The following is a 12,441-nucleotide window of genomic DNA, read 5'->3' as shown; positions in this document are numbered from 1 at the left end:
GCGATGTCGAAACTCGGCAACCTCGGCGCCCGGCTGCACCGCGGCGAGATCAGCTACGACTTCGTAGGCAAGCGCAAGATCTGGTACGGCGTCTCGATCCTGATCACCATCACGGCCATCGTCGGCCTGGCGGTGCGCGGCCTGAACATGGGCATCGAGTTCCAGGGCGGCGCGGTCTTCACGACGCCCACCAAGATGAGCACCTCGGTGGCCAAGGCGGAGGAGTACGCCGACGAAGCCTCCGGCCACGAGGCGATCGTGCAGAAGCTGGGCAACGGCAGCCTGCGCATCCAGATCGCCGGCATCGACACCGACCAGTCCGACAGGATCAAGCAGGAGCTGGCCAAGGACCTGAACCTCGACCCCGAGAAGCTCGCCGCCGACCTGGTCGGCCCGAGCTGGGGCGAGCAGATCGCCAACAAGGCCTGGGAGGGCCTGGCGATCTTCATGGTCCTCGTCGTGATCTACCTGGCGATCGCCTTCGAGTGGCGCATGGCCGTCGCGGCACTGGTCGCGCTGATCCACGACATCACCATCACGACCGGTATCTACGCCCTGGTCGGCTTCGAGGTCACGCCCGGTACGGTCATCGGTCTGCTGACCATCCTCGGTTACTCGCTGTACGACACGGTCGTCGTCTTCGACAGCCTCAAGGAGCAGACGAAGGACATCACCAAGCAGACCCGCTTCACCTACAGCGACATCGCCAACCGGTCGATCAACGGCACGCTGGTCCGCTCGATCAACACCACGGTCGTCGCCCTGCTGCCGGTCGCCGGACTGCTGTTCATCGGTGGCGGCTTCCTCGGGGCCGGCACCCTGAACGACATCTCGCTGTCGCTGTTCGTCGGCCTCGCGGCCGGTGCGTACTCCTCGATCTTCATCGCCACGCCGCTCGTGGCCGATCTCAAGGAGCGCGAGCCGGCGATGAAGGCGCTCAAGAAGCGGGTCCTGGCCAAGCGTGCCCAGGCCGCCGCCGAGGAGGACCTCGCACCGGACCACTCCGCCGGCGGTGACGACTCCGACGACGCCGCTCCCGCCGTCGTGGGCCCGCGCAACCAGCCCGCGTCCCGCAGCCGGGGCCGTGGCCGACCCTCGGGGAAGCGCCGATGACGGACATCCAGGAGCTGCTGCTCAGCCGCATCCGCGACGTCGCCGACTACCCGGAGCCGGGCGTGATGTTCAAGGACATCACCCCGCTCCTGGCGGACCCGGCCGCGTTCACGGCCCTCACCGACACCCTGGCCGGGATCGCCGCGAACACCGGCGCGACCAAGGTCGTCGGCCTGGAGGCCCGCGGCTTCATCCTCGGCGCTCCGGTCGCCGTCCGCGCGGGCCTGGGCTTCATCCCGGTCCGCAAGGCGGGCAAGCTGCCCGGCGCGACCCTCCGGCAGGCCTACGACCTCGAGTACGGATCGGCCGAGATCGAGGTGCACGCCGAGGACATCGCCTCCGGCGACCGCGTCCTGATCGTGGACGACGTCCTCGCCACCGGCGGTACCGCCGAGGCCGCGGTCCAGCTCATCCATCGCGCCGGCGCCGACGTCTGCGGCGTCGCGGTGCTGATGGAACTGGGCTTCCTGGAAGGCCGCGCCCGACTGGAGCCGGCCTTGAACGGGGCGCCGGTGGAGGCCCTGCTCCAGGTCTGACCCCTCGGCACGCACAGGGAACGGCCGTCCCGGTACCCCCGGGGCGGCCGTCGCCGTACCGGCGGTGCGGAATCCCACGCGAGTCCCCCGCGTTCCACGGGTACACGGTCCTCACATCCGCCTGAAGGCGATGACTACGCGCAGGATCGCTACCATGGGGTCTCCGGAGCCTGACCGGGGGACCCGGATCGCGCACGAGGAGTCCTCTTGCCAGACGAGGCCCAGCCACTGACCGCCGCCAAGCCCGAGTCCGCCTCGGCCGCCACGGCGAAACCCGCGCCGAACGCGTCCAACGCGAAGAACGACACCCGCGGGTCGGTCGAGCACGCCCAGTCCGCGTCCGTCGAGAAGGGCGCCGAGGCCTCGCGACCCAAGCCGGCCCCGGCCGAGCGTCCGGCACAGCCGCCCGTGGTGCGCCAGCCCCCCGCCCCGCCGGCCCGCAGCGGCTCCTCCAACCGCGTCCGCGCCCGCCTCGCCCGCCTCGGCGTCCAGCGCGCGAACCCCTACAACCCGGTGCTGGAGCCGCTGCTGCGGATAGTCCGGAGCAACGACCCCAAGATCGAGAACTCCACGCTGCGCCAGATCGAGCGCGCCTACCAGGTCGCCGAGCGCTGGCACCGCGGCCAGAAGCGCAAGAGCGGCGACCCGTACATCACGCATCCGCTCGCCGTCACCACCATCCTCGCCGAGCTGGGCATGGACCCGGCCACCCTCATGGCGGGCCTGCTGCACGACACGGTCGAGGACACCGAGTACGGCCTGGAGGACCTGCGCCGCGACTTCGGCGACGTCGTCGCCCTGCTCGTCGACGGCGTGACCAAGCTGGACAAGGTCAAGTTCGGCGAGGCCGCGCAGGCCGAGACCGTCCGCAAGATGGTCGTCGCCATGGCCAAGGACCCCCGCGTCCTGGTCATCAAGCTCGCCGACCGCCTGCACAACATGCGCACCATGCGCTACCTCAAGCGCGAGAAGCAGGAGAAGAAGGCGCGCGAGACCCTCGAGATCTACGCGCCGCTCGCCCACCGCCTGGGCATGAACACCATCAAGTGGGAGCTGGAGGACCTCGCGTTCGCGATCCTCTACCCCAAGATGTACGACGAGATCGTACGGCTGGTGGCCGAGCGCGCCCCGAAGCGGGACGAGTACCTGGCGATAGTGACCGACGAGGTCCAGTCCGACCTGCGCGCCGCCCGCATCAAGGCGACCGTCACCGGCCGCCCGAAGCACTACTACAGCGTCTACCAGAAGATGATCGTGCGCGGCCGCGACTTCGCCGAGATCTACGACCTGGTGGGCATCCGCGTCCTCGTCGACACGGTCCGCGACTGCTACGCCGCCCTCGGCACGGTGCACGCGCGATGGAACCCGGTCCCCGGCCGGTTCAAGGACTACATCGCGATGCCCAAGTTCAACATGTACCAGTCGCTGCACACGACGGTGATCGGCCCCAACGGCAAGCCGGTCGAACTGCAGATCCGCACCTTCGACATGCACCGCCGCGCCGAGTACGGCATCGCCGCGCACTGGAAGTACAAGCAGGAGGCCGTCGCCGGCGCCTCCAAGGTCCGCACCGACGTCCCGAAGGCGTCCGGCAAGGACAAGGACGCCATCAACGACATGGCGTGGCTCAGGCAGCTGCTGGACTGGCAGAAGGAGACCGAGGACCCCAGCGAGTTCCTGGAGTCCCTGCGCTTCGACCTCTCCCGCAACGAGGTCTTCGTCTTCACGCCCAAGGGCGACGTCATCGCCCTGCCCGCGGGGGCGACGCCCGTCGACTTCGCGTACGCCGTCCACACCGAGGTCGGCCACCGCACCATAGGAGCGCGGGTCAACGGCAGACTCGTACCGCTCGAGTCCACCCTGGACAACGGCGACCTCGTGGAGGTCTTCACCTCCAAGGCGGCCGGCGCGGGTCCGTCGCGCGACTGGCTCGGGTTCGTCAAGTCGCCGCGCGCCCGCAACAAGATCCGGGCCTGGTTCTCCAAGGAACGCCGGGACGAGGCGATCGAGCAGGGCAAGGACGCCATCGTCCGCGCCATGCGCAAGCAGAACCTGCCGATCCAGCGCATCCTCACCGGCGACTCGCTCGTCACGCTCGCCCACGAGATGCGCTACTCGGACATCTCGGCGCTGTACGCGGCGATCGGCGAGGGCCACGTCTCCGCACCGAACATCGTGCAGAAGCTCGTCCAGGCCCTCGGCGGCGAGGAGGCCGCCAGCGAGGAGATCGACGAGACGGTCCCGCCGTCCCGCAGCCGCAGTCGCAAGCGGCGCTCCAGCGCCGACCCCGGTGTCGTCGTCAAGGGCGTCGACGACGTGTGGGTCAAGCTGGCCCGCTGCTGTACGCCCGTACCCGGCGACCCGATCATCGGCTTCGTCACGCGCGGCAGCGGCGTATCGGTTCACCGCAGCGACTGCGTCAACGTCGATTCACTGTCCCGCGAGCCGGAGCGCATCCTCGACGTCGAATGGGCGCCCACCCAGTCCTCGGTCTTCCTGGTCGCCATCCAGGTCGAGGCGCTGGACCGCTCCCGGCTGCTGTCCGACGTCACCCGCGTCCTGTCCGACCAGCACGTCAACATCCTCTCGGCGGCCGTCCAGACCTCCCGCGACCGGGTGGCCACCTCCCGGTTCACCTTCGAGATGGGCGACCCCAAGCACCTCGGCCACGTCCTGAAGGCCGTACGGGGTGTCGAGGGCGTGTACGACGTCTACCGCGTCACCTCGGGCCGCAGCCGGTCGTAGCCGGTTCACAGTCGGTTCCAGTCGGGCCCGCCAGGAGCCCGCGAGGAAACCGCGGACATGCCGGAGGGCCCCGTACGGGCGTACGGGGCCCTCGGCACGAGCGACGGGGGTATCAGCCGCCGAACTCCTGCAGGCCCTTCAGAGCCTGGTCCAGCAGCGCCTGGCGGCCCTCCAGCTCTCGCTCCAGCTTGTCGGCCTTGGCGTTGTTGCCCTGGGCGCGCGCCTGCTCGATCTGCGCCGTCAGCTTGTCCACGGCCGCCTGCAGCTGACCGGTCAGACCCTCGGCACGCGCGCGTGCCTCCGGGTTCGTCCGGCGCCACTCGGCCTCCTCGGCCTCCTGGATCGCCCGCTCCACCGTGTGCATCCGGCCCTCGACCTTCGGACGCGCGTCCCGCGGGACGTGACCGATGGCCTCCCAGCGCTCGTTGATCGAGCGGAAGGCGGCCCGGGCGCCCTTCAGATCGGTGATCGGCAGGAGCTTCTCGGCCTCCTCGGCCAGCTCCTCCTTCAGCTTCAGGTTCTCGGCCTGCTCGGCGTCCCGCTCGGCGAACACCGAGCTGCGGGCGGCGAAGAAGACGTCCTGGGCGCCGCGGAAGCGGTTCCACAGGTCGTCCTCGTGCTCGCGCTGGGCGCGGCCCGCGGCCTTCCAGTCCGCCATCAGCTCGCGGTAGCGGGCGGCCGTCGGACCCCAGTCCGTGGAGGCGGACAGCGCCTCGGCCTCGGCCACCAGCCGCTCCTTCGTCCTGCGGGCCTCCTCGCGCTGCGCGTCCAGCTGCGCGAAGTGCGCCTTGCGGCGCTTGGAGAACGCCGACCGGGCGTGCGAGAAGCGGTGCCACAGCTCGTCGTCGGACTTGCGGTCCAGCCGCGGCAGCCCCTTCCAGGTGTCCACCAGCGCCCGCAGCCGCTCACCGGCGGCCCGCCACTGGTCGGACTGCGCCAGCTGCTCCGCCTCCGAGACCAGCGCCTCCTTGGCCTTGCGGGCCTCGTCGGACTGCTTGGCCCGCTGTTGCTTGCGCTCCTCGCGGCGTGCCTCGACGGTCTCCACGAGCTTGTCCAGCCGCCCCCGCAGCGCGTCCAGGTCGCCGACCGCGTGGTGCGCGTCCACCTGCTCGCGCAGGTGGCCGATCGCGGCCTGGGCGTCCTTCGCCGACAGGTCGGTGGTCTGTACTCGCTTCTCGAGGAGGCCGATCTCGACAACCAGGCCCTCGTACTTGCGCTCGAAGTAGGCAAGCGCCTCCTCGGGGGAGCCGGCCGCCCAGGAACCGACGACCTTCTCGCCGTCGGCCGTACGCACGTACACGGTCCCCGTCTCGTCGACGCGGCCCCACGGGTCGCTGCTCACAGCGCCTCCTCCACATGATGCCTGCGAGGGGCCTCAGCACCCCCGGGCATCGTCCACAGTTTCGTCACGGCCAACATAGGCGACCAGCGGGTTACCTGTCCGCATCCAGCGCGACCGAAATTCCACAGTTGGCCGTTCTCTGGTCTGCGACGACGTCAGGACTTGCTGACGGTCGCCTTGTCGATGACGACCGTCGCGTTCGGGGCGGTGTTGCCGGTCGACGGATCGGCGGGCTGGGCGCCGGCCGCGGCGATCTTCTTGAGCACCTTCATACCGGCCTCGGAGACCGTCCCGAACGGGGTGTACGAGGGCGGGAGCGGGCTGTCCTTGTACACCAGGAAGAACTGGCTGCCGCCCGTGTGCTTCTGACCCGTGTTCGCCATCGCGACCGTGCCCGCCGGGTACGTGTTGCCCTTGAGGCTCTTGTCCTTCAGGTTCTCGTCCGGGATCGTGTAGCCGGGGCCGCCCATCCCGGTGCCCTGGGGGTCGCCGCACTGCAGCACGAAGATCCCCTCGGCGGTGAGCCGGTGGCACTTGGTGTGGTCGAAGTAGCCCTTGCCCGCGAGGAAGTCGAACGAGTTCACCGTGTGCGGGGCCGCCGACGCGTTCAACGCGATGTCGATGTCACCGCACGTCGTCGCGAGCTTCATCGTGTACTTCGCCGACGTGTCGATCGTCATCGCCGGCTCCTTCTTCCAGCTCAGCTTCTTCACCGAGCCGGCCGCCGGCTTCTCGCACGGGTCCGGCGCCTTGCTCGTCGGTGTCGCGCTGGGCGTGACCTCGGCGGCGGCGTTCTCCTGCTTGTCGCCGTCCTTCAGCACGCCGGTCGTGTACAGCGCGACGCTGCCGATCACGACCACGCCCAGGACCGACGCGATCACGGAGTTGCGCAGGCGCGCCTTGCGCCGTGCCTGGGTGCGCCGCTGCTGCTGCCGCAAGAACTTCTCCCGGGCGAGCTGACGCCGCCGCTGCTCCTGGCTGACCACCGGGTTCTCTCCTCATGCGTGTCGTGTGTCGGGCGGTACGCGTACGTCCTCGTGAGCCGACCGCTGCGTGTAGCCCCGTACCGTATATGGGTTCGCTGAGGAAACGGCAGCGCCGGTAGGCTCTGACTGCAGCTGAAGCCGCCTGTAATCGACACAACGAAGGACGATCGTGCTCATTGCCGGGTTCCCCGCCGGGGCCTGGGGGACGAACTGTTATCTCGTCGCCCCCGCCGCCGGTGAGGAGTGCGTGATCATCGACCCCGGCCACCAGGCCGCCGAAGGCGTCGAGGAAGCACTGGAGAAGCATCGGCTCAAGCCCGTCGCCGTCGTCCTCACCCACGGCCACATCGACCACGTGGCCTCGGTCGTCCCGGTCTGCGGGGCACACGACGTACCGGCCTGGATCCACCCCGAGGACCGGTACATGATGAGCGACCCGGAGAGGTCGCTCGGCCGTTCCATCGGCATGCCCCTGATGGGCGAGCTGACCGTGGGGGAGCCGGACGACGTCAAGGAACTGACCGACGGCGCCACGCTGGAGCTGGCCGGCCTCACGTTCTCCGTCGCGCACGCGCCGGGCCATACCAAGGGGTCGGTGACCTTCCGGATGCCCGAGACGACCGACGTCCCGTCGGTGTTCTTCTCCGGGGATCTGCTGTTCGCCGGCTCCATCGGACGCACCGACCTGCCGGGCGGATCCATGACGGACATGCTCGAGTCGCTGGCCCGCGTGTGCCTGCCGCTCGAGGACTCCACCGTGGTGCTGTCCGGGCACGGCCCCCAGACGACCATCGGGCAGGAGCGCGCCACCAACCCGTATCTGCGGCAGGTGGCCGCCGGCCAGGGAGCCGCCGAGGCTCCCCGACGAGGAATGTGACGAGAGAGCTTTCGTGAGCACCTTCAAGGCACCCAAGGGCACCTACGACCTGATCCCGCCGGACTCGGCCACGTACCTGGCGGTCCGCGAGGCCATCGCGGCCCCGCTGCGCAACTCCGGCTACGGCTACATCGAGACACCCGGCTTCGAGAACGTCGAACTGTTCGCGCGCGGGGTCGGCGAGTCCACCGACATCGTGACCAAGGAGATGTACGCCTTCGAGACCAAGGGCGGCGACAAGCTGGCCCTGCGCCCCGAGGGCACCGCGTCCGTGCTGCGCGCGGCCCTGGAGGCCAACCTGCACAAGGCGGGCAACCTCCCGGTCAAGCTCTGGTACTCCGGCTCGTACTACCGCTACGAGCGCCCCCAGAAGGGCCGTTACCGCCACTTCTCCCAGGTCGGCGCCGAGGCGATCGGCGCCGAGGACCCGGCGCTGGACGCCGAGCTGATCATCCTGGCCGACCAGGCGTACCGCTCGCTGGGCCTCCGGAACTTCCGCATCCTGCTGAACAGCCTGGGCGACAAGGAGTGCCGGCCGGTGTACCGGTCCGCGCTGCAGGACTTCCTGCGCGGTCTGGACCTGGACGAGGACACGCTGCGCCGCGCGGAGATCAACCCGCTCCGCGTCCTCGACGACAAGCGCGAGTCGGTGCAGAAGCAGCTCACCGGCGCCCCGCTGCTCCGTGACTACCTCTGCGACGCCTGCAAGGCGTACCACGAGGAGGTCCGCGACCTGATCACGGCGGCGGGCGTGGCCTTCGAGGACGACCCCAAGCTGGTGCGCGGCCTGGACTACTACACCCGCACCACCTTCGAGTTCGTGCACGACGGCCTGGGCTCCCAGTCCGCGGTGGGCGGCGGCGGCCGCTACGACGGCCTGTCCGAGATGATCGGCGGCCCCGCACTGCCGTCCGTCGGCTGGGCCCTGGGCGTCGACCGCACGGTGCTGGCGTTGCAGGCCGAGGGCGTCGAGCTGGCCATCCCGGCCACGACCAGCGTCTTCGCGGTCCCGCTCGGCGAGGAGGCCCGCCGCGTGCTGTTCGCGAAGGTCACCGAGTTGCGCAAGGTCGGCATCGCGGCGGACTTCTCGTACGGCGCCAAGGGCCTGAAGGGCGCCATGAAGAACGCCAACCGCAGTGGCGCCCGCTACACGGTCGTCGCCGGCGAACGCGACCTCGCCGAGGGCGTCGTCCAGCTCAAGGACATGGAGTCCGGCGAGCAGACGGCGATCGGCGTGAACGAGATCGTGGCGGAACTGGAGTCCCGGCTCGGCTAGTGAGCAGAAGGGCGCCGGCGTCCCCGGCGCCCTTCCCGCCGGTCCGGCACCCCGTCCCGCACGCGTCACCACCTGCGCCCGCGTCGCGCGGCCGCGGGCAGGAGCGGGTCGAGTGCCGTACCGTCGCACGGGCCGTCAACGCGGCGGGCGGGGATTCGTCCTGCCGGACGCCGTCTGCACGAGGTCTCCACGCGCGCGTGCCCGTCGCCGGGCCGCCGAGGACCGGGACCTCGCCCCCGTCCCGGGATCCGCTGCCGCACAGGATCTCCACCGTGGTGCTCTCGCCCGCCCCACCGGATCCGAGCAGGCCGAACACCTCAGCGCGCCGGATGCCGGGACCGAGCACGTCCCCTCCCGTCACCTCCCCGTGCCGCCCACGCTGTCGCCGTACGTCCGCCGCGGCGTCGTTCGCGTGTGCTGTCATGCCCCCGAGCATCGGCCGGAACCGAACGATCCGTGACTACGTCCGTACCTCCTTATGTGCAGCGAACGGTGGGCACACAGGCCCGTGCGGCACAATGGCCCTGCCCGAAGTTGGTCCGACTCTCAAGTGACGGAATCGGCGTGATGAGCAAGACGACAGTCAAAGACGTCTCCACGGAGCCCGGGCCCGAGCGTGCCGCCGACGCACCCCGCGCGCTGGGCGGCAGCCGCGCCTTCGCCATCCTGCTGGTGATCACCGGCGCGGCCGGACTGCTGGCCGCCTGGGTCATCACGATCGACAAGTTCAAGATCCTCGAGGCCAAGGTCGCGGGCAAGACCTTCACCCCCGGCTGCAGCCTCAACCCGGTCGTCTCCTGCGGCAGCGTCATGGAGAGCAAGCAGGCCGCCGCCTTCGGCTTCCCGAACCCGATGCTCGGCCTGGTCTGCTACGGCATCGTCATCTGCGTCGGCATGAGCCTGCTGGCCCGCGCCCGCTTCCCGCGCTGGTACTGGCTCACCTTCAACTTCGGCACACTCTTCGGCGTCGCCTTCTGCACCTGGCTGCAGTTCCAGTCCCTGTACCGGATCAACGCGCTGTGCCTGTGGTGCTCGCTGGCCTGGGTCGCCACGATCACGATGTTCTGGTACGTCACCTCGTTCAACGTCCGCAACGGCTTCCTGCCGGCCCCGCGCCCGCTGAAGTCCTTCTTCGGCGAGTTCACCTGGGTGCTGCCGGTCCTGCACGTCGGCATCATCGGCATGCTGGTGCTGACCCGCTGGTGGGACTTCTGGACCAGCTGACGAGCGGGGCCCCGCCGACATCCCCGGACCCGATTGTCAGTGCGGTGTTCTAGGGTTTCAGCGTGGAACCCGACCTCTTCACCGCCGCAGCAGAAGAACGCCAGGAGAAGGACCCGGCAGCCAGTCCCCTGGCGGTGCGTATGCGCCCGCGCACCCTCGACGAGGTCGTGGGCCAGCAGCACCTCCTCAAACCCGGCTCCCCGCTGCGCCGACTGGTCGGCGAGGGCAACGGCGGCCCCGCCGGACCGTCCTCGGTGATCCTCTGGGGCCCGCCCGGCACCGGCAAGACGACCCTCGCGTACGTCGTCTCCAAGGCCACCGACAAGCGGTTCGTGGAGCTGTCCGCGATCACCGCGGGCGTCAAGGAGGTCCGCGCGGTCATCGACGGCGCCCGCCGTGCCACCGGCGGCTTCGGCAAGGAGACCGTCCTCTTCCTGGACGAGATCCACCGCTTCAGCAAGGCCCAGCAGGACTCCCTCCTCCCGGCCGTCGAGAACCGCTGGGTGACCCTGATCGCGGCCACCACGGAGAACCCGTACTTCTCGGTGATCTCCCCGCTGCTCTCCCGCTCCCTGCTGCTCACCCTCGAACCGCTCACCGACGACGACATCCGGGGCCTGCTGCGGCGCGCGCTGAGCGACGAACGCGGTCTGAAGGACGCCATCGGCCTCCCCGAGGACACCGAGGAGCACCTGCTGCGCATCGCCGGCGGTGACGCCCGCCGCGCCCTGACCGCCCTGGAGGCCGCCGCCGGTGCCGCCCTGGACCAGGGCGAGACCGGGATCAGCCTCCAGACACTGGAGCAGACCGTCGACCGGGCCGCGGTGAAGTACGACCGCGACGGCGACCAGCACTACGACGTCGCCAGCGCCCTCATCAAGTCCATCCGCGGCTCCGACGTCGACGCGGCCCTGCACTACCTGGCCCGCATGATCGAGGCCGGCGAGGACCCCCGGTTCATCGCGCGCCGCCTGATGATCTCCGCCAGCGAGGACATCGGCCTGGCCGATCCGAACGCCCTGCCGATCGCGGTCGCCGCCGCCCAGGCCGTCGCGATGATCGGCTTCCCCGAGGCCGCGCTCACCCTCAGCCACGCCACGATCGCCCTGGCCCTCGCCCCGAAGTCCAACTCCGCGACCACCGCGATCGGCGCCGCGATGGAGGACGTACGCAAGGGCCTGGCCGGCCCCGTCCCGGCCCACCTGCGCGACGGCCACTACAAAGGCGCCGCCAAGCTCGGCCACGCGCAGGGATACGTCTACCCGCACGACCTGCCCGAGGGCATCGCCCAGCAGCAGTACGCCCCGGACGCCCTCAAGGAGCGCGAGTACTACACGCCGACCCGGCACGGCGCCGAGGCCCGGTACGCCGACGCGGTGGAGTGGACGCGGCACCACCTCGGTCGCAAGCGGTCCTGAGCACCCTGTAGACTGCTCCGAAGTGCTGAGTCCCGTGCTGTCAGAGCGGGGACAGCCAGCCGGAGGTCCAGTCCTCGCGGACTGACTCCAGGAGCGTCGCGCACCGTCGAACGGTGTCGCGGGCAGCCCACCACCACCCGAAGTACCGGGAACGGTCGGTGGGCCACTCGCGTGCTGCACGTATGTGCCCAGACCAGGGAAGCGGCTGCCCGGCAGGTCCCCTGCGGACCCGACGGGTCTTCCCGGCTGCGGATGCGACCTCCCTAACCCTGACAAGCCGGACATCACGAAAAGAGACAGAGACAGTGGCGAACCAGTCCCGCCCCAAGGTCAAGAAGTCGCGTGCCCTCGGCATCGCGCTGACCCCGAAGGCCGTCAAGTACTTCGAGGCCCGCCCCTACCCGCCGGGTGAGCACGGCCGCGGCCGCAAGCAGAACTCGGACTACAAGGTCCGTCTGCTGGAGAAGCAGCGTCTGCGCGCGCAGTACGACGTGTCCGAGCGCCAGCTCGTCCGCGCCTACGAGCGTGCCTCCAAGGTCCAGGGCAAGACCGGTGAGGCCCTGATCATCGAGCTCGAGCGCCGCCTCGACGCCCTGGTCCTGCGTTCGGGCATCGCCCGCACGATCTACCAGGCCCGCCAGATGGTCGTCCACGGCCACATCCAGGTCAACGGCCAGAAGGTCGACAAGCCGTCCTTCCGCGTCCGCCCGGACGACGTCGTGCAGGTCCGCGACCGCTCCAAGGACAAGACGCTCTTCCAGATCGCCCGTGAGGGTGGCTTCGCCCCCGACGGCGAGACCCCGCGCTACCTGCAGGTGAACCTCCGGGCCCTGGCGTTCCGCCTGGACCGCGAGCCGAACCGCAAGGAGATCCCGGTGATCTGCGACGAGCAGCTCGTCGTCGAGTACTACGCCCGCTGACCCC

General features: G+C 70.0%; 10 protein-coding genes. 8 read left to right on the top strand and 2 right to left on the bottom strand.

Annotation, left to right across the window (positions count from 1 at the left end; all coding sequences use genetic code 11):
* The first annotated feature begins 3 nt into the window (after positions 1-3).
* The 3 genes from secF (at position 4) to relA (ending at position 4,394) form a co-directional block, all read left to right on the top strand.
* Positions 4-1,113: a protein translocase subunit SecF gene (secF, locus tag ACGFRF_RS16530; protein WP_393740379.1), complete on the top strand. Its 1,110-nt coding sequence runs from the start codon at positions 4-6 to the stop codon at positions 1,111-1,113.
* Complete coding sequence (locus ACGFRF_RS16525; RefSeq protein WP_393740377.1) at positions 1,110-1,649, top strand: adenine phosphoribosyltransferase; 540 nt, start codon at positions 1,110-1,112, stop codon at positions 1,647-1,649. Before secF ends, ACGFRF_RS16525 begins: the two co-directional genes overlap by 4 nt.
* A 207-nt stretch (positions 1,650-1,856) precedes the next feature.
* A complete protein-coding gene (relA, locus tag ACGFRF_RS16520) occupies positions 1,857-4,394 on the top strand; it encodes a GTP pyrophosphokinase (RefSeq protein WP_393740375.1) in 2,538 nt (845 codons plus the stop codon).
* Between the two features lie 112 nt (positions 4,395-4,506).
* On the opposite strand, the gene ACGFRF_RS16515 is transcribed toward relA, so the two are convergent.
* Positions 4,507-5,736, bottom strand: a complete 1,230-nt coding sequence (locus ACGFRF_RS16515) for a DUF349 domain-containing protein (RefSeq protein ID WP_393740373.1) — start codon at positions 5,734-5,736, stop codon at positions 4,507-4,509.
* A gap of 155 nt (positions 5,737-5,891) precedes the next feature.
* On the bottom strand, positions 5,892-6,722 hold the full coding sequence (locus ACGFRF_RS16510; RefSeq protein WP_393740371.1) for a peptidylprolyl isomerase: 831 nt from the start codon (positions 6,720-6,722) through the stop codon (positions 5,892-5,894).
* Positions 6,723-6,891: 169 nt separating this feature from the next.
* Between ACGFRF_RS16510 and ACGFRF_RS16505 the strand changes: the two genes are divergently transcribed.
* From ACGFRF_RS16505 to rpsD, 5 genes are all read left to right on the top strand, one after another.
* The gene (locus ACGFRF_RS16505; RefSeq protein WP_393740369.1) at positions 6,892-7,599 is read left to right on the top strand and encodes an MBL fold metallo-hydrolase; all 708 of its coding nucleotides are present in this window, start codon (positions 6,892-6,894) and stop codon (positions 7,597-7,599) included.
* A 13-nt stretch (positions 7,600-7,612) separates the two neighbouring features.
* Entirely contained in the window at positions 7,613-8,875 is a 1,263-nt protein-coding gene (gene hisS / locus ACGFRF_RS16500; RefSeq protein WP_393740367.1) for a histidine--tRNA ligase, read from the top strand.
* 567 nt (positions 8,876-9,442) lie between these two features.
* On the top strand, positions 9,443-10,099 hold the full coding sequence (locus tag ACGFRF_RS16495; RefSeq protein WP_393740365.1) for a vitamin K epoxide reductase family protein: 657 nt from the start codon (positions 9,443-9,445) through the stop codon (positions 10,097-10,099).
* A 62-nt stretch (positions 10,100-10,161) separates the two neighbouring features.
* Positions 10,162-11,517 (top strand): replication-associated recombination protein A, encoded by a 1,356-nt coding sequence (locus tag ACGFRF_RS16490; RefSeq protein WP_393740363.1) that lies wholly within the window; start codon positions 10,162-10,164, stop codon positions 11,515-11,517.
* A 305-nt stretch (positions 11,518-11,822) separates the two neighbouring features.
* Positions 11,823-12,437, top strand: a complete 615-nt coding sequence (gene rpsD, locus ACGFRF_RS16485; RefSeq protein WP_301975067.1) for a 30S ribosomal protein S4 — start codon at positions 11,823-11,825, stop codon at positions 12,435-12,437.
* Positions 12,438-12,441: the final 4 nt, after the last annotated feature.

This window comes from Streptomyces sp. NPDC048521, from assembly GCF_043199855.1.
Classification (GTDB): Bacteria; Actinomycetota; Actinomycetes; order Streptomycetales; family Streptomycetaceae; genus Streptomyces.
The sequence above is the reverse complement of the archived record's forward strand: the minus strand, read 5'-3'. Positions and strand labels throughout refer to the sequence as shown.